The following is a 25,903-nucleotide window of genomic DNA, read 5'->3' as shown; positions in this document are numbered from 1 at the left end:
AAACTCATAATATGTCGTGCTTTACATAATTAAGCTTAAAGAACTCTCATACTTCCTCAAATATTGTCAAATTGCAAAAATAAAAATTTAGCAGACTTATTTTAGTGTTTCTCCGTATATAAAACGCGGATGTGACAGCATCATATCATTTACATGTATCAAAACCATCTCTGTAATTGTGTAATCCAGTTACCTTCTGTCGATTATATATCAACAGATGTTGAATATATATCTGATATACGGTAAATGTTTAGTATGGTTATTCCATAAATAACTGGTTAAAATGTTAAGTTCCAAAAAGATTGATGAAATATCGCAAATTGAATACAGAAATGGATTAACTTATGAGTGATGAAATAACTTCACCAACACAGAATGATGTCTATGGCGCCGCTTCCATCAAAGTTCTTAAAGGTCTTGATGCCGTGCGCAAACGTCCTGGTATGTATATCGGCGATACAGATGATGGTTCAGGTTTGCACCATATGGTTTATGAGGTTGTAGACAATGCTATTGATGAAGCTTTAGCTGGTCATGCTACTCTTGTAAACGTTACACTCCATGCTGATGGTTCTTGCTCGGTTCGAGATAATGGACGTGGAATTCCAACAGATATCCATCCAACAGAAGGTATTTCAGCAGCTGAAGTTATTATGACTCAGCTTCATGCAGGTGGAAAATTTGATCAAAATTCTTATAAAATTTCAGGCGGATTACATGGCGTTGGTGTTTCCGTTGTTAATGCATTATCGGTTTGGCTAAAACTGAAAATTAAACGCAATGGTAAAATTCATGAAACATCGTTCACCCACGGGGTCGCTGATTTTCCTTTAAAAGTTGTTGGTGATTGCGATACAGAAAGTGGAACAGAAATCAGATTTTTGCCAAGTCCAGAAACCTTTACTATGGTTGAGTTTGATTTTGAAACTTTAGAACGCCGTTTGCGAGAACTCGCTTTTTTAAATTCTGGTATACATATTCTCCTTGTTGATGAACGTCATGCTGATGTTCAATCCGTCAAATTACATTATGAAGGTGGTCTCGTTGAATTTGTTAAATACATTGACCAAACGAAAAAAGCACTCCTTGATAGTCCTATTTATATTACAAGTGAAAAGGATAATATGAGTGTTGATGTTGCCCTGTGGTGGAATGATTCCTATCATGAGAAGGTCTTGTGTTTTACCAATAATATTCCTCAGCGTGATGGTGGAACCCACCTAATAGGTTTTCGCAGTGCTTTAACACGTCAGATCAATGGTTATGCTGAATCTTCGGGAATTGCCAAAAAAGAAAAAGTTAATTTAACTGGTGATGACTGCCGTGAAGGACTCACAGCTATTCTCTCTGTCAAAGTTCCAGATCCCAAATTTTCTTCACAAACAAAGGATAAATTGGTTTCTTCTGAGGTGCGCCCTATTGTTGAAAATTTAGTCAATGAAGGTCTTTCAGCATGGCTAGAAGAACATCCCAATGAAGCAAAGCTTCTTATTAGTAAAGTAGTAGAAGCTGCGACAGCACGTGAAGCAGCACGCAAAGCACGTGAGCTTACGCGCAGGAAAGGTGCTCTTGATATCACTTCTCTTCCTGGAAAACTTGCCGATTGCCAAGAGCGTGATCCAGCAAAATCAGAAATCTTTATTGTTGAGGGAGATTCAGCTGGTGGTTCAGCAAAAAGTGGGCGTTCACGTCAAAACCAAGCGATATTGCCCCTACGCGGTAAAATTCTCAATGTCGAACGAGCACGGTTTGATCGTATGCTCTCCTCCGATATGATTGGGACACTTATTACTGCTCTTGGAACTTCCATTGGTAAAGATGAGTTTTCACCCGATAAATTGCGTTATCATAAAATTATCATTATGACAGATGCAGACGTTGATGGTGCACACATTCGTACCCTGCTTCTTACTTTCTTTTTTAGACAAATGCCTGAACTAATTGAACGCGGACATCTCTATATTGCTCAACCACCCCTTTACAAGGTAACGCGTGGTAAGTCTTCTCAGTACATTAAAAATGAAGCTGCATTTGAAGAATTTTTGATTGATGCTGGACTGGAAGAAACAAGGCTAGAACTCTCGACAGGTGAAATTCGTGCAGGTGCTGATTTACGTCAGCTCACCGAAGATGCTCGTATGTTGCGCCAACTTTTAAATGGTCTTCATACACGCTATGACCGCACGGTTGTTGAACAAGCAGCAATTGCCGGTATTTTTAATTCTGAAGCACTTTCAACACAAGAAAAGGCTCAAGAAACCGCGGAGAAAGTAGCAAGCCGTCTTGATTTAATTGCTGATGATATAGAGCGTGGATGGAACGGTCAGTACACTTCAGATGGAAGTTTACGTTTTGAACGTATTTTACGTGGAGTGAAAGATGTTATTACCCTAGATGCAGGGCTTATCAATTCAGTTGATGCCCGCCAAATTGATCGTATTTCTAAAAGTTTCATAGAAATATATAGCCCTCCACCACTTCTACACCGTAAAGATAAATCAGAGCGCATTTTTGGACCTATGAGTCTCTTAGAAAGCATTTTTACAAATGGTAAAAAAGGCATTACTCTCCAACGTTATAAAGGTCTTGGAGAAATGAATGCTGAACAGCTTTGGGAAACAACTCTTAATCCTGATGCACGTGCTCTTTTACAAGTTAAAATCAATGACGCAACCGATGCAGATTCACTCTTTTCTCGTTTAATGGGTGATGAAGTAGAACCTCGGCGAATTTTTATTCAAGACAATGCCTTAAGCGTTGCTAATCTTGATATCTAAAGGTACTCTTTTTGTTTTCGGCTGTATAAACGTCATGGTTTTATACGTTGTTTTTTCGTATTTGAACATTCTTTCCATATTTCATTTACGATAAAAAATAAGGAAGGTCATACACATGACATCTGAAACAGAGCGTATCGGAACCAAAGGTGGTATGGAGCGCTCCTTTGGCTTTAGAAAAATTGATGAAGCACAAAAACAATCTATGGTTGATGGTGTGTTTCATTCTGTCGCTGAAAACTATGATAAAATGAATGATATTTTATCATTCGGATTACATCGTGTGTGGAAAAATTCTATGGTTGCATGGCTTTCTCCACCAGCGCTTCCTAATTGGAAAGTCCTTGATGTTGCTGGAGGTACTGGTGATATCGCTTTCCGCATTCTTAATGCTTCACATCGAAAAGCTCATGCCACAGTCCTCGATATTAATGGCTCAATGCTCGGTGTCGGTAAAAAACGTGCACAAAAAAATGGTCTTGCTCCTCTGATCGATTTTATTGAAGCCAATGCAGAAAATCTACCTTTTGAAGACCAAAGCTTTGACGCTTATACGATTGCTTTTGGAATCCGCAATGTGCCTCATATCAACAAAGCCCTTAGCGAAGCTTTTCGCGTTTTAAAGCCGGGGGGACGTTTCTTATGTTTAGAATTTTCAAATGTTGAAATGCCTTTGCTTGACAAACTTTATGACCTCTGGTCTTTCCATGCCATACCCACACTTGGACAAATTATTGCAAATGATGGTGATGCTTATCGTTATTTAGTTGAATCTATTCGTAAATTTCCTAAGCAAAATGATTTTGCCCATATGATCAATCACGCAGGTTTTTCACGAGTATCGTACCGAAATCTCACGGGTGCGATCGCAGCATTGCATTCAGGTTGGAAAATTTAAAAATGGTGCAAATTTCCCCTTATTTTCAATTGATGCGTGCGGGATGGGTTCTTGCACGTGAAGGTGTGTTAAGTGCTCTCCCTCACAATGATCTTCAAGGATTTCCAGAATTATGCTATCGTCTAGCAGGTATGTTAGCGCGGCGCAAAGCGAAAAAAAAACAGCGATTTGAAAATATTTCTTATGCCATCAATAAACTTGGACCCTCTTACATAAAGCTTGGTCAGTTTCTTGCTACAAGGCCCGATATTGTTGGACGTGATATTGCGGATGATTTGGCACTTTTACAAGACCGAGTCCAAACATTTTCCTGTATCAATGCTATTGCACAGATTGAAAATTCGCTAGGACGCTCTGTCAATGATTTATTCATAAACTTTTACCCACCTATTGCTGCCGCTTCTATTGCCCAAGTTCATCCAGCTGAATACGATGATGGAACCGGTCATATAAAAAAATGTGCTGTTAAGGTTATCCGCCCTAATATCAGAACACGTTTTGCTAAAGATCTCAGAAGCTTCTATCTCCTTGCCCATTTACAAGAACGTTATATACCCGCTTCTCGACGACTGCGCCCCGTTTGTGTGGTTGATACCTTGGCACAAACCACACGTATTGAAATGGATTTACGGTTAGAAGCAGCTGCTATATCAGAAATGGCTGAAAATATTCAACATGACGCAGGGTTTCGGGTTCCACAAATTGATTGGGAAAGAACAGGACGCAATGTTTTAACGATGGAATGGATCGATGGTATAAGAATATCAGAAATTTCTGCCCTCAAAGAAGCTGGTTTTGATTTGAAAGTGCTTGCAATTACGCTTATCCAATCCTTCCTTCGTCATACATTGCGTGATGGTTTCTTTCATGCCGATATGCATCCTGGTAATTTATTTGTAGACAAAGAAGGCTGTATTGTTGCTGTTGATTTAGGAATTACAGGACGACTCGGCAAAAAAGAAAAACATTTTCTTGCTGAAATCCTTTATGGCTTTATTACACGCGATTACCATCGGGTGGCACGTGCTCATTTTGATGCAGGATATGTCCCTTCACACCACAATATTGAAAGCTTTGCTCAAGCCAATCGCGCCATTGGTGAACCAATTCACGGACAATCAGCGCAAAGTATCTCTATGGCTAAATTGCTGACGCTGTTGTTTGAAGTCACTGAATTGTTTGATATGCAAACACGACCTGAGCTCTTATTACTCCAAAAAACCATGGTTGTTGTCGAAGGCGTAGCCCGCACATTGGATCCTCATTTTAACATGTGGAAAGCTTCTGAACCTGTTGTAAGAGAATGGATTAGCAAAAATTTAGGCCCTGCAGGATTAGCAAAAGATTTTAGTGAAGGAGCACAAGCTCTCCTTTCGCTAGCTCGCAAGACACCGCAATTGATACAAAATTTTCAACGTATAGAAGAAGATTTCAACCAAATGAGGGAAACAGGATTTAATCTTTCTCCCGCTACTCTTAAACAACTCGCTGCCGAACAAAGTCGCAACAATTGTTATGGTCGTTATAGTCTCTTTGTTATCGCTCTTTGTTGTCTTTCTCTTACTTTTTTCTTTTTTTATCTTTTCTAATTTTCTTAATATGTTAAAAAAACACCAATAATGAAATCATTGCAATCAATTCATATATTGGATATTTTTTATGGCTAGTATTACCATTCGTAATCTTTCTCCTGAAGTTAAAGAAGCTTTGCGCATACGCGCTGCGCAAAATGGTGTTTCTATGGAAGAAGAAGCCCGCCGCCTTTTAAGCAACCCCATGAATCCTATCGTACAATCTTTTCAAGCAAGCACCATAGAAATGCAATCATTGAAATCAAAGTCTCTTCTTCTTATTATTGGAGGCAGTATTGCAGCCTATAAAGCACTTGATCTGATACGCCGTTTGCAAGAACGAGGAGCACACTTAGACATTATTATGACAAAATCAGCGGAAAAATTTATTTCGCCTTTAGCAGCGGAAGCTTTGAGTGGTCGTACTGTATATAGTGATTTATTTTCGCGTGAAGAAGAACATGATATCGGACATATTCGGTTAGCACGGAATGCCGACCTTATTATTTTAGCTCCCGCTACAGCTAATCGCATTGCAAAAATAGCCAACGGCATAGGAGATGATCTGGCTGATTGTGTACTTTTAGCAGCACGCTGTCCACTTTTGATCGCACCTGCCATGAATCCTGCTATGTGGACGCATCCAGCAACTGTTCGCAATATAGCACAATTACGCACAGATGGTGTACATATCGTAGGTCCAGAAACAGGCAAAATGGCCGAGCGCGATGAAACAGGTTGTGGACGTATGAGTGAACCCTTAACCATTATAGCTGCAGCAGAAACTCTTTTAGGTACGCAAGAAAAACCACTTTCTGATCGTCATTTCATTGTGACTTCTGGTCCTACTCATGAACCTATTGATCCTGTGCGCTATATTGCTAATCGTTCTTCAGGCAAACAAGGTCACGCCATTGCAACAGCTCTTGCTCATTTGGGTGCAAAAGTAACACTTATTTGTGGACCCGTTGAGCTTCCCGATCCACAAGAGATGAAAATTGTTCATGTTGAAACAGCATGTCAAATGTTACAAGCTGTTCAAGCTGCATTGCCCGCAGATGGTGCAATTTTTGTCGCTGCCGTTTGTGATTGGCGTAGCAAAACACAATCTTTATACAAAATAAAAAAGAGCGTTCATGAAACACCTCCATCTTTGCATATGATCGAAAATCCTGACATTTTGGCAACAATTGGACATGCTCAAAACCGCCCGCCATTGGTGATTGGTTTTGCTGCTGAAACCTGTGATATCACTGTAAATGCGCAAAAAAAATGTATAGAAAAAGGAGCAGATTTTATTCTTGCTAATAATGTCTCTCTTCTTTCTGATGGTACAAGTGTTATGGGTGCTGATACAAATCAAGTTTATTTTGTCAGCAAAGAAAATGTTGAACAGTGGCCACACATGAGTAAACAACAAGTCGCGCAAAAATTAGCAAAAGTTGTCGTATCATTTTTTGATACTCATCCTTCTACCCATGCATAAGCAAAAAACTTTTTATTTCAAATAAAACAAACATTTTTCAGATGATTTCATATCGATAAAAATTACACTATAAAATGAAAAACAGATTTCTTTTGCTAAAATAAAAAATATCTGCGTTTACAAAATTATTTATTACCCATCTTATTTAGTTTATTAACTTAGCAAGAAAAATATATCACAGTCTTAATGATAGATAAAAATGGGAAGGCTGTTTCGTTTACAAATATATTACCAATTTCCCCTTTTACATAAATAGATCTGCTATTATACACTCGTGATTCTATAAATATAGAATGTATTCTTTAAATCTGTCTCTTGTTTTTTATTCTTATTTTCTTATTTACAATTTATGATTTTTACTGCTGCCTACCGCGCTTTACAACGTCTTATAACTCCACAATATCGCACTATGATATTGAAAGCATTGGGTATTACCTTTATTATACTCGCCATTCTGTGGTTATGTGTGCGTCAACTTTTTATTTCCTATTTTTGGCCTTGGGTTTCTTATTTTCTTCCCGGATTACCTAGTTGGTTAGGATGGTTTGGACTGGGAATGTTTATTGTTTTTAATCTTGGCTTAGCTTTGTTGATGGCTTTTTTTATTGCACCTATCACGGCTATGATTGGTAGTTTTTTTATTGATTCTGCTGCTGAAATTATCGAAAAAGAAGATTATTCAAACGAACCTATTGGACATGCTCTACCTTTTGGACGTTCTCTTATTCTCTCCTTGAAATTTGTTATTTTAAGTCTTTTAGGCAATGGAATCGCTTTTATTTTGTTTTTTGTACCAGGCATTAATTTGATTGCCTTTTATGCTATTAATGGCTACTTGCTTGGTCGTGAATATTTTGTGTTTTCTGCCTACCGTTTTCGACCTGAAAAAGAAGCGCATGCTTTTTTATATACTCATTACACAACGGTTTTTGGTGCAGGATTGTTGATTGCAATTTTCGTTTCAATTCCCATTCTTAATTTAGCTACACCGCTTTTCGCAGCTGCCTTTATGACACACTTACACAAGATGCTTTCACAAAACACCACCGCACGTATTCCACACAACCAATCATAACACCAGACTCAACCTGAAAATATTGCCAATTATGGTTTAGAAAGCCATAAAAACCCACTAGTGATCGGTTTTTTAGAAACAACAATAGGAGATATTTTACTCCTTTTAAAAGACCATTTTTCTTTCTTTCATCAGAAATTACCCTTGAAAAAAATCTTGATCTAACACCAAAAAATCTTGCTCTAACACTAGCATTTCGCTAACATAACGCTACTGCATCTATTGTTTTGTAGACTGTTATAGCCTTGTTGAGGTTTACGGTTGTGTTTTTTTATGCTTAAAGCTCGCATAATTGTCATTAATAGTTCAATGTTCGTTTTTTATCAAAAGCAGATGAAGTGTTTACCAATCAACACGAGAGATAGATTTTGATATCATAGATAACGTGAATTATTAAAATCACTAAAAGATTTAATGATACGAAATACTTCTAAATATAGATAACTACTATGATATTTGGAAAAATAAAAAATGAAAGAATAATGGAATGATAGCTATACGTATAATAGCAAAAGTATTAAATAAATTCGTTTATTTAGCCAGCAAAGTGAGTCTGACCATTTAAGTCTATATTCTTTCGAAACGTACAAAAAGTGTATAATATTTTAAAGAGAGGCTATAAAGATGAACTGGATTACTAATTATGTTCGTCCTAAAATTAACTCTATATTGAGGCGACAAGAAATTCCAGATAATCTGTGGGTCAAGGATCCCATCAATGGTGAAATGATTTTCCATAAAGATCTGGAAATGAACCAATATGTGAGCCCTAGTTCTGGTCACCACATGCGTATCAGTGCCAAAAATCGTCTCATGCATTTTTTTGACGATGGTATTTATACACCTCTTGAAAATCCAAAAGTTGTTATTGATCCTTTAAAATTTCGCGATGAAAAACGCTATATTGATCGACTAAAAGATTATCGTTCCAGACTTGGGGTTGATGATAATATTTTAAGTGCACACGGTACTATCGAAGGCTTACCAATTATAGCCACCGTTCAAGACTTCGCCTTTATGGGAGGATCACTTGGTATGGCTTCAGGAGAAGCAATCATCAAAGCTTTTAATACTGCCATTGCTGAAAAATGTCCTCTGGTTCTTTTTGCTGCTTCTGGTGGCGCGCGCATGCAAGAAGGAACACTTTCACTAATGCAAATGCCCCGTACAACAGTAGCAATTGAAATGCTAAAAGAAGCAAAACTTCCCTATATCGTTGTTCTTACGAATCCGACCACTGGTGGTGTCACTGCTTCTTATGCTATGCTCGGCGATATCCATATTGCTGAACCCGGTGCTATGATTGGTTTTGCAGGACCACGTGTAATTCAACAAACAATACGCGAAACTTTACCAGAAGGCTTTCAAAGTAGTGAATATCTGCTCGAACATGGCATGATTGATATGGTTGTATCACGTTTAGAAATGAAAGCTACCATTGCACGGCTTTTACGCTTAATGATGAAATATCCTGCTGCTACTCATCCTTCCAATCCATCTCCAACAGGTTCTCAAACGTCGCATTCTGCAACAAAAGCAGCTTAATTTCATGGAAAAAAACCAAATACAAAGGATAATGGATGATTTACTGAAAAGCTATCCAAAGAAATTTGATCTTTCTTTAAAACGTATTCTTCGTCTCCTAGAACGTCTTGGTAATCCACATTTAAAGCTTGCACCCGTTATTCATATTTCTGGGACAAATGGCAAAGGATCAGCTTCAGCTATTTGTCGTTCTCTTTTGGAAAGTGCAGGATACCGTGTTCATGTATACAGCTCACCTCACTTGGTCAATTGGAATGAACGTTGTCGACTAGGGCAAACAGGAAATGGCCAATTTGTTACAGAAAGCCAATTAGCAGAGATCATTCGTAAAGTTATAAAAGTAAACCGTCAAGAACCAATTACTATTTTTGAAATTTTTACAGCTGCTGCCTTTATGCTGTTTAGTATGTATCCAGCTGATGTCGTGATTTTAGAAGTTGGATTGGGGGGACTTTTTGATGCTACCAACGTGATTGATAAGACAGCTGTATCACTTATTATGCCCATCGACTATGATCATGAATCTTTTCTTGGAAATACAATTGCACAAATAGCTTTTCAAAAAGGAGGCATTATAAAACCAACTTCTCCAGTGGTTATCGGTAAGCAAATTCATGATGAAACTCTTTCTATTTTAACAGCTCTCGCGGATAAAAATAAAGCACCTTATTTCCTGTTCGATCAAGATTATCAAAGCTATATAGAACATGGACGTATGGTGTTTCAAAATAGTCAAGGTCTTATGGATCTGCCACTTCCTAATCTTGTTGGAACACACCAAATTGCCAATGCTGGAGCTGCCCTTGAAGCAGTGTATCAAGCAGGTTTTCGACTTTCAGAACAAACAATAAGTTATGCTTTGCGAAATATTTACTGGCCAGCACGGATGCAGCACCTTACCCATGGCCATCTGGTTAATCAGCTGTCTCCTAATATTGATTTATGGTTAGATGGTGGTCATAATCCGGCTGCTGGAAAAATTGTTGCGGCAGAACTTACTCAATGGAGAAAAAAATCAAACCGTCCTCTTATTATGATCGTTGGTATGCTCAATACTAAAGATGCTGTTGGTTATTTTCGTCCTTTAGCAAACCTCATAGATAAAGTCTACACAATCCCATTAACCGACAACACTGCTGGTATTTGTCCAACAATTTTAGCTGAATCTGCCAAAACAATAGGGCTTTTTGCCTCCCCACAAGCACATCTACAAGATGCTTTACATAAAATTAACATAGAGCATAAAGATGCTATTGTTCTTATTGGTGGTTCCCTTTATCTTGCCGGAGATATTTTACGTGACAATAAAACACCACCATGTTAAAAATTGACTATCTGTGGAGCTTTGAAAGATAGACTTTTTAATCATGCAGCTTGATTGTGCACTTTATCAACATCCTAAACTTATTACTGTTTTCGGCGGCTCTGGTTTTGTGGGCAGACATGTCGTTGAAACGTTAACTAAGCGGGGTTATCGTGTTCGCATCGCCGTTCGTTATCCGCAAAAAGCTTATTACATGCTCCAAATAGGAGAAGTGGGACAAACTCAAATGCTTGAAACCAATGTAAAGCATCGTGCCTCTATTGCACGTGCATTACTTGGAGCAGATGGCGCTGTTTTTCTTCCTGGCAGCCTAACACAAGCAAACCAATCAAGTTTTAAAAAAATACAAATTGATGGTACACAAAATATCTCTGAATTGACAGCGGAAGCTCGCATTCCACTTATTTATATGTCAACACTTGTTGCCAATCAAAACGCTTCTTTTCTCTATGCACACGTTAAATATCTGTGTGAACAAATTGTTCAGAACACACATCCTCAAGCAATTATTATGCGCCCATCCGTTATCTTTGGACCAGAGGATTGTTTCTTTAACACTTTAGCAAACTTGTCCTGTTTTTTACCGATCATGCCCCTTTTTGGAGGTGGACAAAATAAATTGCAGCCCGTCTACGTTGGTGATATCGCTAAATTTGTTTTACGCGCTTTAGAAGGACAAGTTATTTCTGGGAAAAGCTATGATCTTGGTGGTCCTCAAATCATTACATTCCAAAATGCCCTTGAAAATATCTTTAAAATCATCCACCGTAAAAAAACAACTCTATCTATGCCCCTTTTTATTGGACTCTTGATGGGAAGTTTTTTTGGAACAATCGGTAAATTACCTCTCGTACCAACATTCGTAACCTCTAATCAAATACGCTTTCTGCAAGTGGATAATGTTGTTTCTCAAGAAGCTATAAAAAATAGATATACTTTAGAAGGAGTAGGTATCACTCCTAGAGCAATGGCAGCAATCTTGCCAAATTATCTTTGGCGATTTCGTCCACAAGGTCAATTTTCCAAAAAATTGCTTGTCTAATGCATAAAATCGCTTGTCTTGCGCATATAAGACATTGATTTATAATCAACAAATTATCATTTTACATGTTGTAACATCATCAGATTCTCTCAGCTCTAATCCTTTTTATGATGAATCAATTCAAACATGTTCCCATGTATGTCACAAACAGAATCATTATATAGATAAAAATCGATTGAGAAGAAAATAAAATGATTCTCATAAATCATCTCAGTGCCAAAACTGTGAATAACTATTAAGGGCTAAGAAAATGATAATGCTAAATATAATGATGATTATGGCTTATCCTTTACGTAAAAAGATGGTATTTTCACAAGAAACATTATAAAATGTTTTTCTTGAGTAATAAAAGAAATCTCGTTGAAAAATGCAATATACAAAAGCGTGAGATAATCCATAATCTTCATTGTTTAATGAGATTTTTCTAGAGAATTTTGAAAATTGTAAAATCAAATGAGAAGAAAAACTAAAAATCCTAGAATCTATCCTATACTTTCATGTTTTTGCCAGATAAAGCTGTGTTCTCGTTTTAAAAATAAACCAAAAGATATTCACAATAGATTGAGTCTTATTTAGTATACAAAATTTGATACAGATTATAATATATTGATTCATCTTATATTTATTTCAAACATGCGGCAAAATTAGATTTATATGCTGATTCGTCGAAAATTGCTAAAGCTCACATTTCATTGTTTTTTTTATTGTTGAGTTAATTTCTTCTTATAAAAAGAAGAAGTCCTTTTCTTAATGAGATTTACATGTCCTGCTCTTTTTTCAAAAAAATAATCTCATCATAACCTTCCTTACCACCCTACCTTCCTCACAATTTAAAAATCAACTTAAAAATCAACGAACATCAATATATGACCATTACAAAGATTTATAAAAACTTGAAAAGAATTTTTCATATAAAGAAGTCTTTCTATTCACTTGCATTTTTTTTTAATTTCTCCTACCGTTCGAGAAAAAATGATTTTAAAGGAATAAAAAAATGGCAACTCCAAATTATGTTGTCAAAGATATTGCGCTTGCTGCCTATGGACGTAAAGAACTTGATATTGCCGAAACAGAAATGCCTGGTCTCATGGCTTGTCGTAAAGAGTTTTCCTCAAGCCAGCCTTTGCGTGGAGCGCGCATTTCCGGCTCGTTACATATGACGATCCAAACAGCTGTTTTAATTGAAACATTGAAAGCGATCGGAGCTGAGGTACGGTGGAGTTCTAGCAATATTTTTTCCACGCAAGATCATGCTGCAGCGGCTATTGCAGCCACTGATACCCCTGTCTTTGCGGTCAAAGGCGAAACACTTGAAGAATATTGGTCTTATATAGATGCTATTTTCCAATGGCCAGATGGCAATCCCTCAAATCTTATCTTAGATGATGGAGCTGATGCGACAAATTATATTTTGATAGGATGTCGTGCAGAAACAAATAAAGATATATTATCACACCCCAAAACAAAAGAAGAAGAATTCTTTTTTAAACAAATCCAAAAACGTATGGATGCAACACCAGGTTTTTTCACACGCCAACATGCAGCAATCAAAGGTGTGAGCGAAGAAACGACAACAGGTGTAAACCGCCTTTATCAATTGCAAAAAGAAGGCTTTTTGCCTTTTCCTGCCATTAATGTCAATGATAGTGTTACGAAGTCGAAATTTGATAATAAATATGGCTGTAAAGAATCATTGGTCGACGGTATTCGACGTGCAACAGATATAATGATGGCTGGGAAAGTTGCCATTGTTTGTGGTTACGGTGATGTAGGGAAAGGTTCAGCGGCCTCTCTTTCAGGTGCTGGTGCTCGCGTCCAAGTAACAGAGATTGATCCAATCTGCGCCCTTCAAGCAGCTATGGATGGCTATGAAGTCGTGGATTTAGATGATGCCGCCTCCAGTGCCGATATTATCATCACAGCAACAGGCAATAAAGATATTGTTCGCTTAGACCATATGCGACAAGTTAAAGACATGTGTATTCTTGGAAATATTGGCCATTTTGATAATGAAATACAAGTAGCAGCTCTTAGAAATTTACCATGGACAAATATTAAACCACAGGTTGACATGATCACCTTTCCTGATGGAAAACGTGTTATTTTGCTTTCTGAAGGGCGTTTACTTAATCTTGGAAATGCTACAGGACATCCCTCTTTTGTCATGTCTGCCTCGTTTACTAACCAAGTTCTAGCGCAAATTGAACTCTTTACGCGTTCAGAACATTATAAAAATGAAGTGACCGTTTTGCCGAAGTATCTTGATGAAAAAGTTGCGCGCCTTCACCTTGATCGGCTAGGAATAAAATTAAGCGTATTATCAGAAGAACAAGCTGCTTATATTGGAGTTACACCACAAGGACCTTATAAACCAAATCATTATCGTTACTAATATGTTTCCTTGGGTTAAAAAAAAAGGAAAAGGTGCCGTGCTAAGCTTTGGTGATCATGACCCCAAAGAAAAAGCTCAAAAAATGATCCGGATTTGTACGTATCTTTTTTGCCTTCTTTCCCTTTTTTCCCCTACATACGTTGTTGCACAATCATGGGAAACACATTTACCGTTTATCTTCAATTTACCAGATGGTCCATGGCTTCTTTTAGCACTTTGCGGAGGAGTTTCTTGTGCCTCCCTTCTTACGTGTGTGGCAGTTATTATGCGTGCTAAAAAAACTTCACGCAAACCTCTGCAAGCCATGCAAACAGACTTTTCTGAAAAACTTAAATATTATGAGTGGCTTCTAGAAGAAACAGGGCAAATCCTTCTCATTTGGGAAAAACCAACCGAATCTCCTCGTGTTGTTGGGCATCTTCCCACTTTACAAAAAACAGAAATTTCTCAGCAAGATTTGCAACATTTTGAGCTTTGGATTGAGAAAAATTCTCTGCGAGAACTTGATTACGCATTAACGCAATTGCGTTATAAATCTCATCCTTTTGAGCTTTCCATCACCACTATAAACAATATGCTATTACAAGTTACAGGGGTTATTGCCGGAACAGTAGCCATTGCGCGCTTTCAAGATATCTCAACACAGCAAAGCGAAAATGCACGTTTACAAAAAGATATTGCCAAAATTCTTATCGAGCTCAGAATGCAGCGTAATCTTCTTGATCGCATTCAAGAACCTGTATGGATACGTGATGATAAAGGAGACATTTGTTTTGCTAATCGTGCCTTCAGAGAAATGACACGCTTTCGAGAAGGCAGTAATGAAGTCTACGATCTTTTCAATGAAACAACACAACGCAAAACAGAGGAAACAGAAACATTTTTTCAAGAACATATGCATACAGTCATTGATGGAGAACGGCACAATTTTCATCTCACACGGATTACAACAGAAGAAGGAATGGCAGCGTTTGCCCGCGATGATAGCGCATATGAAAATCTTACCAATGAATTGAGACGCATTCTTCAAAACCATTGTGAAACACTTGATCAAATATCAACAGCTGTAGCAATTTTTGATACCAACCAAAAATTAAAATTCTGCAACCATGCTTTTAAAATTTTATGGCCATTAGAGAGTTCTTTTCTAGAAAGTGAACCGAGCCATACATTGTTTCTTGAACGTTTGCGTGAAAAAGGACTCATTGCTGAACATCCTGATTGGCGTGCATGGAAAGAAAAGCTTTTTAACGCCTATCGGCAAACAGAATCAAATCAACAAATTTGGAACCTTCCAGATGGACGTACGGTACGTGTCATTTCTACCCCTCACCCACAAGGAGGTGTCACTTGGCTTTATGAAAATCTTACTGAAAAAATTGATCTTGAACGACGTTATAATACACTCATTAAAATACAAGGCGAAACTCTTGATAAACTTTCAGAAGGAGTAGTGGTCTTTGGCACTGACGGACGTCTCCGTTTATCCAATCCAGCCTTATCTAAATTATGGTCTCTTCCCTCTAATTTATTAGTAGAGGGTACTCATATTACCCAATTACAAAACCATTGTTCAGCCCTAACTTTGAGAAAAGAATGGGACCAATTTACCCAATTTATTACAGGCTTTGCCGAAAAACGCGACACATATTCAGGTCGTATAGATCTTGTCAATGAAATGATCATCGATTACACACTTGCACCACTTCCCGATGGGCAGACAATGCTTACTTTCCTAAATGTCACAGATTCCGTTCATGTTGCACGTGCCCTTCAAGAAAGAAATGCAGCCTTAGAAAGTGCTGATCGTCTGCGGAATGAATTTGTGCAACATGTTTCCTATGAATTGCGTACACCTCTCACCAATATTATTGGATTTTCTGATCTTTTACGTGATCAAATTTTTGGGTCTATCAATAAACGCCAAAAAGAATATCTCGAACATATTCACTCGGAATCAAACACTCTTTTAAATATTGTTAATGATATTCTTGACCTTGCAACCCTTGATGCGGGTATCATGGAACTTGATATAAAGCCTGTTAACATTACTGATGCAATGATACAGGCAGTAACACGCGTAGAAGAGCGCCTTAACGGGCGTTATATTACGCTTTTACAGCAAATTTCTCCATCCTTAAATTTTATTTCTGCTGATGCAACACGTTTACATCAAATCTTCGTTAATGTTTTGAGCAATGCTATTAATTTTGCAACAGAAGCAAGTATCATTGAATTTTGTGCCGACGAAGAAGCTGAACATATTGTTTTCAGTGTCTATAATGAGGGATCTGATATTCCTAAAGATATTCTTGACCGCATTTTTAAACGTTTTTCTTCCCATTCGCATCATGGTGGACGAGCAGGAGCAGGGCTTGGTCTTTCCCTTGTGAAAAGCTTTGTTGAACTTCACGGTGGACATGTTGAAATTCTTACCGGCACCGGACAAGGAACAACAGTTAAGTGTTTTTTCCCAATTTCTAAAGGAGATAAAGTTCTTTAATCTCGTTCTTTCTTATAACAGAATTTCCTTCAGTCATGGAATCGTTAATGAATTTTAGTTTTTTTCTCGAAAATGAAGAAGCAACAAAGCTTTTTGCACAGGATTTAGCCCTCGCTTTAAAGCCAAGTGATCTTGTAACATTACAAGGTGATCTTGGAGTGGGAAAATCAACCATCGCACGTACAATCATCCATACACTTGCCAATGATAATACTATGGATGTTCCAAGTCCTACTTTTACTCTTGCCCAAAGTTATCAACTTCCGCAATTGGAAATTATTCATGCTGACCTTTACCGCCTTTCTATGGCAGAAGAAATTGATGAATTAGGGCTTCATGAAGCGCGTGAACAAAGCATTTTGCTTATTGAATGGCCGGAAAAAGCTGAAGATCTTTTAGGGACTGTTACCTTTGCACTCACCTTACGATATGAAGGCTCTGGGCGTCATATCACTCTTACATCATCACAACATTCTACAGAACGTCTTCAGCGATCGTTTGCAATTCGCACATTTTTAAAAACCCATAAACGCGGTCATGTCCATCGTCATTTTTTGGCAGGTGATGCCTCTGCACGCATATATGAACTTCTGGATGATGGACATCATAAGGAAGTTCTTATGGATGCGCCAACTATGCAAATAGCACAAAACACAGATCTTTCTTACATAACGACGGCACGTCTTGCAAAAGATATCCGTCAATTTATCGGAATTAATCAGCTCATTTTAGACAATGGATTTTCTGCTCCTCACATTTTTGTCACAGATTTTGAAAAGGGTCTTGTAATTTTAGAAGATTTCGGACGTGAAGGACTTTTAGATCAAACAGGCAATCCGCTAGAAGAGCGTTATATTGCCTGTAGCCAATTGCTGGCTGCTTTTCACCAAAAATCATGGCCTTCAGAAAAACAATTTACAACATTTTTGCTTCAAATTCCCTCCTATGATTGCCAAACTCTACAATCAGAACTCTCCTTATTTCTGGATTGGTATATTCCCTTTCAAACACAAAAAAGCTTGAATCAGGAACAACGTAATGCATTTTTTAACTGTTGGCAGCCCTATCTCGATAGCCTTGTCCAAGGAGAAAATACCTTTGTTATGCGTGATTATCATTCTCCTAATATTCTTTGGCGCAAAGATAAAAAAGGAATGGCCCGCATTGGTCTTCTTGATTTTCAAGATGGTTTAAAAGGTCCAACAGCCTATGACCTTGTATCTTTAGCGCAAGATGCACGCGTATTTATCCCACCGACCCTCGAAACAAAAATTCTTGATACCTATTGCAATGCACGTCATAAAGCACCGCGACCTTTTGATGAAGATGAGTTGCGTAAACTCTATGCATTTGCAGGCGCTCAACGGGTTTCAAAAATTTTAGGGATTTTCGTACGACTCCATCAGCGTGATGGAAAATCATCTTACCTTAAACATCTACTCCATCTTCAGGATTATCTTGCTCGGAATCTCGCACACCCTATTCTTGCACCTCTACAAAATTTTTATCAAGAAATAGGAATCCTTGTAAAGAAATAGATGCTATATTTTGATTAACGATGATAACTTATGATTGTGTAAATTGAATGAGAACTTTGAATCAGATTTTTTCATTTTAATCCCTTTATGATGAATCAAAAGAAAATATTCTTTTGCACATTACCAACATGGATTAGTGTGTAAAAAAACACTTCAAAAACAAGACAATTACCTTCTATAAATCGTTCCAATATAAGAGAAATATTAGCAACTGACAAAACAATGATCATGCTAGCTTACACTTTTAAACATAAGGATGGTGATTAGTACCGTAACATCATCCTCTGCCTTGCAAGACATCAAAGTAATTCATTTTTATTATAAAATATGAAAATAAATTGAATCCACCTGTATTTTTTTAAACTTTTTGTGAAAATTAACAAATATTCTTTACGAAATTAATTGCTCAAATATTACAACGTCACGGATATCATTTTTCTGCAAATGATAAGACATGCGATAAGCATTCAAAGCATTGATTTATAATGATAATTTATAGTTATTCATATTGAATTAGATCCCCGAATAACGTAAGATTCCCTTATTTCAAACCTGCTTATCTTGAATCAATCAAAACCATTCGCTTGCACATCACAAGCGGGATGAGTGTGTGGATAAAATTTGTATAAGAAAGGACTAAAAATGACTCTTATGAACCATCTTAATGCAAGGGCTGCCGCAACATCGGGAGCTAGCAAATTTGGGAGGCTAGCAAATATAACGATAGTGCCAGCTTGCTTCTTCACAAACGTAAAGATGGAGGTGCTCAATGGATTTACCGTTATAATACCCTTCACGGGCCCCGTCGTGAAATAGGTTTGGATGCTTTAGATTTAGTAAAGCATTTCTTTTGTTGAATTGTCTCAGGAATTTTCTTTCTATTTTGATATGATTACTTAAATTTTGTAATATATTTCAATATTTGTTTCATAAAAAATCTATTGTGCAAATAGCGTTTTTTCATTTTTCTTTGCATAAAATTATTTTTTCTCCTGTATAAAAATTGTATACAGTATAAACAATGCAGATAATCAATAAATGGAATATTTTCCATGCACATCAAATGAGATCACATGCCCCAGAACCCACGTGTTTTTTCTATCTCCCCAGGAACTGCTTTTCTACCATGTTTTGTTGATGCACTATTCTCAGGTGCTCTTATTCATGATTTTGCATCCAGCGGAGATATCCAAACAGTCCTTGCGGATACTCTCATTTATGTGCCAACACGTCGCGCTGCGCGCGCTCTACGTATAGCCTTTGCTGAAAGAGATGATAAAAAATCAACCTTCTTGCCAATCATTTGCCCTTTAGGAGATGTTAACGAAGACAGTATCTTTTTTGCTGAACACTATACGAATACTCTGAACCCACCACTTGGAGAAATTGAACGCCTTCTGCTTTTAGCACGTCTTATTCGCCCTTGGCGTGAAAATTTACCAGCTCATTTGCATGCCATGTTTGGTAAAGAAGATGTCCTTATTCCTGCTCATACTGCTGATGCAATTTGGCTTGCTCAAAATCTAGCAAATTTGATGGATGAAATTGAAACAGAGTCAGCAGATTGGTCAAAACTTAAAGAAATTGCACCAGATACAGTAGCTGAATGGTGGCAAATCACACTCAGTTTTCTTACTATTGTCACACAAAACTGGCCACAAATCTTACAAGAAAGACAACGTAACAATCCAGCTGAATGGCGCAATCAAGTACTCAAAATGCACGCCGAAATTTTACACCACACACAGCCAAATAAACCCATCATTGTCGCTGGTGTGTCAGGCTCCATTCCCGCAGTTTCTCACCTCTTAAAGGTTATTGCGACTCTTCCCAAAGGAGCTGTTGTTCTTCCAGGTCTTGATCTTCACATGGATGAAGAACAATGGGAGGCATTAGACACAATGAATGAAAAAACAAATGATGATTCTTTTGATCATGCTGCTAACGTTTTTAGTCATCCCCAATACCATTTAAAAAAACTTCTTTCTCTCATGAAATGTCACCGCATGCATGTGTGCGAAATTGGTCAACAAAGCGCAATAAAGAAAAAACGGGCAGCTCTTGTATCAGAAGCATTCAGACCAACTTCTACAACAGACAAGTGGGCACGAATTATACGTGATGATTACGAAAATATTTGCACAAATTGGTCATTCATCGAAGCTATAAACGAACGCGAAGAAGCACTTACCATCGCTGTTGCTTTACGCAATGCTATTGAAGAACCTCAAAAAACTGCAGCTCTTATTACAAATGACCGTAATTTAGCACGTCGTGTTTCCGCGGAATTACAGCGTTTTGGAATTGAAGCAAATGATTCAGGTGGCATACCTCTTGCACAAACACTCCCTGCAACCCTTTTACGACTTATTTTAGAAAATGTATTTCAACCTTATGACCCTATTGCTTTTCTTTCTCTGCTCAAACACCCCCTCACAACGCTTAAACACAGCCGTCATCATTTACGCGAAATGGCAGAAAATTTTGAGATTTTTGTTCTTCGCGGAAACACGGGCAGTGTGAATCTTTGCGAATGTGACCAATTTTTTGAAAAATGGATGAAAATACGTTTCCAAAATACTAACATCAGCACCTTTGATCAACAAAAGAGTGAAGAAGCACATCTTCTTTGTCAGCTTTTGGTTAAAGCTGTCGAACCTTTAGCGTCTCTTATGAAACAAGTAAAGGAATGCACCATCAATGAAGCTGCGGCGGCAACAGTTGAAGTTTTTGAAAATTTCGGGCGTGATGAAAACAATTCTCTTGCCCATCTTTATCAAGATGAAGCGGGACAAGCTCTCCTAACTTTTTTGCGTGAATTGGTCAGTGACCAATCAGGACTCAAATTTCATCTTTGCGAATGGCCTGCTATGTTTTTAGCTCTGATGGCAACCCGTTCCGTTACCCCCTCACCCGGAGGACATCCACGCTTATTCATCTGGGGGGCTTTGGAATCGCGCTTGCAAACGGTTGATACCGTGGTTATCGGTGGGCTCAATGAAGGATCTTGGCCTATTACAACCCGCAATGACGCCTTTTTATCGCGACCAATGAAAATGATGTTAACTCTTGAACCACCTGAACAGCGTATCGGTCTTTCTGCGCATGATTTTCAGTGGGCTATGGGAATGGATAAAGTGGTTATGAGCAGAGCACTGCGAGTTAATCACGTTCCTTCTCTTCCTTCACGCTGGTTACAACGCTTGGAAACAGTTATAGGAAAACAGGTTTGGAAACAAATCCGTACACGAGGTGAAATATTACTTCATTGGGCGAAAATGATTGACAACACAAACACAACTGCATGTGTGCAGCGCCCTTGCCCTGTACCGCCTCTGAAAATGCGTCCACGTCATTTTTCGGTCACTGAAATAGCAACATTACGGTATGATCCTTATGCCATTTATGCAAAAAAAATCTTGCGTCTCAAACCGCTTAAGCCCCTCATTCGTAATCCTAACGCTACTGAGCGCGGAATACTTTACCACTCTATTCTTGCTGCTTTTTGTAAACAAGTAAAAAATCCAAACGCCGCAAATGCATTAAATGTCCTCTTAAATATTGGACGTCAAGAATTTGATAAATGCAATTTACCTACAGATGTTAAAGCAATCTGGTGGAACAATTTTGAACATTTTGCTCCGTTTTTTATTCAATGGGAAAAAAGTTTAAGTCCTCGAGAACGATATAGCGAAGTCGTATCACACAAAATACCTATAGGAACCACAGGTGTAACCCTCGCAGGACGTGCTGACCGTATTGATGTTTTGCCAGATAAAATGGTTGAAATTATTGATTTTAAAATCAGCTCTCCCCCCTCATCAAAACAAGTTCACAGCTTATTATTTCCACAATTGGCATTGGAAACAGCTTTGCTGATGCAAGGCGCATTTATAGACTTTCAAGATCTGATGCCCTCAAATTTGTTTTATATTCCCCTCAATAAAAAAGGTAAAATCATTTCCCAATCCATTTTTTTACAGAAAAGAGAAAAAGATGACCAAAGTGTAATGGACCTTGGTAAAAAAGCATGGAAATATCTTATCGCATTAATGGAATATTATCAAAATCCGCAACAAGGCTATCTTTCACATGCCATCCCCATAAAAACACAATATGAAGGTGATTATGACCATCTGGCACGCTTATGGGAATGGTCCAACAGCCTTCACCAAGCAGAACAATCATGACTCTTTTTTCTATTCCTGAAGCAGCCCTTGAGGCACAAGCAACGGCAACACATCCAAAAACAAATGTTTGGGTTTCTGCAAATGCAGGCTCTGGAAAAACCCACGTTTTAAGCGAACGTGTTATTCGTTTGCTTTTAAATGGTACCCCTCCAGCACGTATTTTATGCCTCACTTACACAAAAGCTGCCGCTGCCGTTATGCAATCGCGAATTTTTCGCACACTTTCTAGTTGGAATGAACTCGATGATACACAGCTTCTAAAAACCTTATCGCAGCTTGAAAATAAGCCCATCAACGCACAAAAATTGGCTTATGCACGTCAACTCTTTGCTCGTGCCCTTGAAACACCTGGAGGCTTAAAAATTCAAACTATCCACGCATTTTGTGAATCTCTTTTGCATCAGTTTATGCTCGAAGCCAATATTGCAGGACATTTTGAAATGATCGACGATATCCGTCGAAAAAAATTATTACAAGAAGCGCGTTGTCAACTTTTAGAGTATAACGATGCACAATCTGCTTTGAAGCAGTTACTTGAAGTTATTGGTGAACATAATTTTAACCAATTGCTGTATGAAACCACTGAAAAACAACATGAACTGTCGAATTTTTTGTCTTCTCTTCATTCAGAAAATGGAGAACAGAAATTGCGTGCGCTCTTTAATTTAGCGCCCGATGACACAAGCCAACATCTTCTGGAAAAAATTCAACAAACTGCTCATCTGCCTCTTTACGCTTTTAAACATTGCCAAACCTATGGCAATAAAAGTCTTAAAGAGATGATCAATAAATTTGCTCCATTAGAAAATACGACTGATGAAACAAAGATTATCAACATTATTTCTGATATTTATTTTAAAAACACAGGAGAACCTCGTAGTTTTGCACGTTTCTCTTGTAAAAAATCAGATGATATTTGGCCTTTTATTCAACCAATTATTGAAGAAAAACAAAGCCAGCTTTCTGTTCTTTTCAAAAAATATCAATGCCTAAAAATTATGACACTTAATGTGGCTGCTTTTCAACTTTGTGCCTTATATCTTAAAATCTATGCAAATTTAAAAAAAGCCAATGGTTTATTCGATTTTGATGATCTTATTGAACGCACACTTTATTTATTACAGCGTAAAGGAGCAAGCCAATGGGTGCATTATAAACTTGATCGTGGTCTTGATCATATTTTGCTTGATGAAGCACAAGATACTAACCCCAAGCAGTGGCAAATTATTCAACTTTTAGCACAAGAATTTTTCACTGGGCATGGTCAACGTACGAATACACGCACGCTTTTTGCTGTTGGAGATGAAAAACAGTCTATCTATTCTTTTCAAGGTGCTGCACCAGAAAATTTTGCTGCTAATGGACGAATTATTCAAACAAAAGCAAAACAAGCAAAACAAAAATTTGAAAAAGTACAATTACATTATTCTTTTCGCTCTACACCTGATGTCCTTAAAAGTGTGGATCTTGTTTTTGAAACACCAAAAAATTATAAAGGATTGTCAGCAGAAAATACAAAAACAGTGCATGAAGCTATTCGTGTTCACAGTCCAGGTGAAGTTATTTTATGGGATGCCATTTCCAAAGAAATAAACGAATTGCCTGATGATTGGCATACCGCTGTTGATCATTTAGATACTCCAGCAATGCTTTTGGCAGAAAAGATTGCTGAAACTATCGCTAACTGGTTACACAAAGGAGAAACACTTCCCACAAAAGGACGTTTTTTGCGTGCCAGTGATATTATGATTTTGGTCCGTAAGCGTGATCAATTTGCCTCGACGCTTTCTCGTGCACTTAAACAACGCGATATTCCTGTCGCTGGTGCTGACCGTTTACAGCTTATCAATCATATGAGCATCCGTGATCTCATGGCGCTTGCCCGTTTTATCTTGCAACCACAAGATGATCTTTCTCTTGCTTGTGTTTTAAAAAGTCCACTTTTCGCGCTCACGGAAGAGGAACTTTTTCAGCTTGCAGCCTACCGTACTGACTCGCTTTGGAAAAACCTTTGTACGCACGCATCATCTTGTGCATCTTTTAAATATGCCTTTGAAAAACTAAGCTATTATCGCACTCTAGTAGATAAAATACCAGTATTTGAATTCTATAGCCATATTCTGAATAATGATAAGGGACGACAAAAAATTTTAGCGCGTCTAGGATCTGAAGCAAATGATGTGCTCGATGCTTTCATGGACTATACATTGTCTATTCAAAAAACTGGTTTACCAGGATTACAAGCCTTTTTAGAAACACTCAGTGTAAGCGAACCAGAAATTAAACGAGAATTTGATCAAAACCATGAAGAAGTTCGCATCATGACTGTTCATGCTGCTAAAGGACTAGAAGCTGCTGTTGTATTTTTGGTTGATCCAGGCAGTGCTATTTGGCATTCTGCACATGCGCCTCATTTGCTTAAAGTTCCTTTACACAATACACAATCGAACGATCAACAAGGTTTTATTTGGCGTCCTAATGAAAAATTTGACATCCCCACTTCTGAAAAAGCTCTTTCGCATTTAAAGGAGCGCGCTGAAGAAGAGTATAAACGCCTTCTCTATGTAGGAATGACACGCGCTGAAGACAGATTATTTATCTGCGGATACAGTGGTAAAAAAATCTTCTCTGACACATGGTTACAATTGGTAAAGAAAGCTCTTACACCGCATATGGTTGCTATAAAAGGTCCTGCAGAAGATATTGCGGCTTGGCGCTATTGCATCACACCTTCTTCTTCTATGCCTATAGACCAAGAAATATCTTGTGCTAAAGACCAAATACTTCCACCTTTACCTGACTTTTTCTCCCGTAAAGTACCAGAAGAACAAGCCCTACCAAAACCGTTGAACCCTTCCGTTGCTAGTCTTTCTATTGAAGCTGATAGTGAAATTTCCTCTCAGACAAAATATCTTAGCATTTCACCTGTCTTGGGAGAAACAAACACCAAGAGAGCCTTTTTTATCGAATATGGTAATATTGTTCACAGGTTACTACAATATCTCCCCAATTGTCCCCCTCGAAAACGTCGAGATTACGCACGACATTATCTCGATACCAAAGCCTCTCACTGGAATGAAGATCAAAAAGAAAATGCACTGCGTCATGTTTGGCAAATCCTAGATCATTCTTACCTTAAACCCCTCTTCTCTGAACACTCACGTGCTGAAGTTTCTTTGACGGGTATTGTAAAAATTCGTGGAAAAAAACAAACGGTTTCCGGTCAAATTGATCGTCTATACATCACTCAAGATAGCGTTATTTTTGCTGATTTTAAAACTGGAACACCGCCAGAAGATCAAGCTGCTATTGCGCCACACTATTTGCTGCAAATGGCTCTTTATCGAAAATTGTTGCAAACTATCTATCCTGACAAAGACATTCAGGCTCTTATTGCATACAGCAAAGAAATCAAAGTTTTCAAACTTCTTCCAGAAAAACTCGATGCACTTCTTGATGAAATTGCTTAATAAGTTCAGAAATTTTCCTCATAAAAGCTTCTTTAATAATTTATCTTTGCAATAACTTGATATGGCTTGTTAATATACCAATCTATAAAAGT

At 37.9% G+C, this 25,903-nt stretch carries 13 protein-coding genes and 1 pseudogene; all 14 read left to right on the top strand.

The window, feature by feature from the left end; all coding sequences use genetic code 11:
- Positions 1-344: 344 nt before the first annotated feature.
- The 14 genes and pseudogenes from gyrB (at position 345) to addA (ending at position 25,811) form a co-directional block, all read left to right on the top strand.
- On the top strand, positions 345-2,777 hold the full coding sequence (gene gyrB, locus ABID39_RS01050) for a DNA topoisomerase (ATP-hydrolyzing) subunit B (RefSeq protein WP_354185158.1): 2,433 nt from the start codon (positions 345-347) through the stop codon (positions 2,775-2,777).
- A gap of 115 nt (positions 2,778-2,892) precedes the next feature.
- On the top strand, positions 2,893-3,675 hold the full coding sequence (gene ubiE / locus ABID39_RS01045; RefSeq protein ID WP_354185156.1) for a bifunctional demethylmenaquinone methyltransferase/2-methoxy-6-polyprenyl-1,4-benzoquinol methylase UbiE: 783 nt from the start codon (positions 2,893-2,895) through the stop codon (positions 3,673-3,675).
- Between the two features lie 2 nt (positions 3,676-3,677).
- A complete protein-coding gene (gene ubiB / locus ABID39_RS01040; protein ID WP_354185154.1) occupies positions 3,678-5,264 on the top strand; it encodes a 2-polyprenylphenol 6-hydroxylase in 1,587 nt (528 codons plus the stop codon).
- A 70-nt stretch (positions 5,265-5,334) separates the two neighbouring features.
- Positions 5,335-6,732, top strand: a complete 1,398-nt coding sequence (gene coaBC, locus ABID39_RS01035) for a bifunctional phosphopantothenoylcysteine decarboxylase/phosphopantothenate--cysteine ligase CoaBC (RefSeq protein WP_354185152.1) — start codon at positions 5,335-5,337, stop codon at positions 6,730-6,732.
- 349 nt (positions 6,733-7,081) lie between these two features.
- Entirely contained in the window at positions 7,082-7,807 is a 726-nt protein-coding gene (locus ABID39_RS01030; protein ID WP_354185150.1) for a sulfate transporter family protein, read from the top strand.
- A 624-nt stretch (positions 7,808-8,431) separates the two neighbouring features.
- The gene (gene accD / locus ABID39_RS01025; RefSeq protein WP_354185148.1) at positions 8,432-9,352 is read left to right on the top strand and encodes an acetyl-CoA carboxylase, carboxyltransferase subunit beta; all 921 of its coding nucleotides are present in this window, start codon (positions 8,432-8,434) and stop codon (positions 9,350-9,352) included.
- A 4-nt stretch (positions 9,353-9,356) separates the two neighbouring features.
- Complete coding sequence (locus tag ABID39_RS01020; RefSeq protein WP_354185146.1) at positions 9,357-10,676, top strand: bifunctional folylpolyglutamate synthase/dihydrofolate synthase; 1,320 nt, start codon at positions 9,357-9,359, stop codon at positions 10,674-10,676.
- 43 nt (positions 10,677-10,719) lie between these two features.
- On the top strand, positions 10,720-11,718 hold the full coding sequence (locus ABID39_RS01015; RefSeq protein ID WP_354185144.1) for a complex I NDUFA9 subunit family protein: 999 nt from the start codon (positions 10,720-10,722) through the stop codon (positions 11,716-11,718).
- Between the two features lie 994 nt (positions 11,719-12,712).
- Entirely contained in the window at positions 12,713-14,110 is a 1,398-nt protein-coding gene (ahcY, locus tag ABID39_RS01010) for an adenosylhomocysteinase (protein WP_354185142.1), read from the top strand.
- A 37-nt stretch (positions 14,111-14,147) separates the two neighbouring features.
- The gene (locus tag ABID39_RS01005) at positions 14,148-16,613 is read left to right on the top strand and encodes a PAS domain-containing sensor histidine kinase (protein WP_354185140.1); all 2,466 of its coding nucleotides are present in this window, start codon (positions 14,148-14,150) and stop codon (positions 16,611-16,613) included.
- 47 nt (positions 16,614-16,660) lie between these two features.
- Positions 16,661-18,151, top strand: a complete 1,491-nt coding sequence (gene tsaE, locus ABID39_RS01000; protein WP_354185138.1) for a tRNA (adenosine(37)-N6)-threonylcarbamoyltransferase complex ATPase subunit type 1 TsaE — start codon at positions 16,661-16,663, stop codon at positions 18,149-18,151.
- Between the two features lie 642 nt (positions 18,152-18,793).
- Positions 18,794-18,981 (top strand): annotated as a pseudogene (locus ABID39_RS00995) (hypothetical protein); the annotation flags it as partial.
- Positions 18,982-19,224: 243 nt separating this feature from the next.
- Positions 19,225-22,341 (top strand): double-strand break repair protein AddB, encoded by a 3,117-nt coding sequence (gene addB, locus ABID39_RS00990; RefSeq protein ID WP_354185136.1) that lies wholly within the window; start codon positions 19,225-19,227, stop codon positions 22,339-22,341.
- Positions 22,338-25,811, top strand: coding sequence for a double-strand break repair helicase AddA (addA, locus tag ABID39_RS00985; RefSeq protein WP_354185134.1), 3,474 nt, complete (start codon positions 22,338-22,340; stop codon positions 25,809-25,811). Before addB ends, addA begins: the two co-directional genes overlap by 4 nt.
- Positions 25,812-25,903 lie beyond the last annotated feature (92 nt).

It is taken from the genome of Bartonella japonica (assembly GCF_040545385.1).
Lineage (GTDB): Bacteria > Pseudomonadota > Alphaproteobacteria > Rhizobiales > Rhizobiaceae > Bartonella > Bartonella japonica.
Note: the sequence above shows the minus strand (reverse complement) of the source record. Positions and strands in the feature narration are given on the sequence as shown.

Bases quoted from the DNA above. Each gene is read 5' to 3' on its own strand.
- ahcY (WP_354185142.1), top strand. From the start codon at position 12,713: ATGGCAACTCCAAATTATGTTGTCAAAGATATTGCGCTTGCTGCCTAT.
- ubiE (WP_354185156.1), top strand. From the start codon at position 2,893: ATGACATCTGAAACAGAGCGTATCGGAACCAAAGGTGGTATGGAGCGC.
- coaBC (WP_354185152.1), top strand. From the start codon at position 5,335: ATGGCTAGTATTACCATTCGTAATCTTTCTCCTGAAGTTAAAGAAGCT.
- ABID39_RS01015 (WP_354185144.1), top strand. From the start codon at position 10,720: ATGCAGCTTGATTGTGCACTTTATCAACATCCTAAACTTATTACTGTT.
- addB (WP_354185136.1), top strand. From the start codon at position 19,225: ATGCCCCAGAACCCACGTGTTTTTTCTATCTCCCCAGGAACTGCTTTT.
- ABID39_RS01030 (WP_354185150.1), top strand. From the start codon at position 7,082: ATGATTTTTACTGCTGCCTACCGCGCTTTACAACGTCTTATAACTCCA.
- addA (WP_354185134.1), top strand. From the start codon at position 22,338: ATGACTCTTTTTTCTATTCCTGAAGCAGCCCTTGAGGCACAAGCAACG.
- tsaE (WP_354185138.1), top strand. From the start codon at position 16,661: ATGAATTTTAGTTTTTTTCTCGAAAATGAAGAAGCAACAAAGCTTTTT.
- accD (WP_354185148.1), top strand. From the start codon at position 8,432: ATGAACTGGATTACTAATTATGTTCGTCCTAAAATTAACTCTATATTG.
- gyrB (WP_354185158.1), top strand. From the start codon at position 345: ATGAGTGATGAAATAACTTCACCAACACAGAATGATGTCTATGGCGCC.
- ubiB (WP_354185154.1), top strand. From the start codon at position 3,678: ATGGTGCAAATTTCCCCTTATTTTCAATTGATGCGTGCGGGATGGGTT.
- ABID39_RS01020 (WP_354185146.1), top strand. From the start codon at position 9,357: ATGGAAAAAAACCAAATACAAAGGATAATGGATGATTTACTGAAAAGC.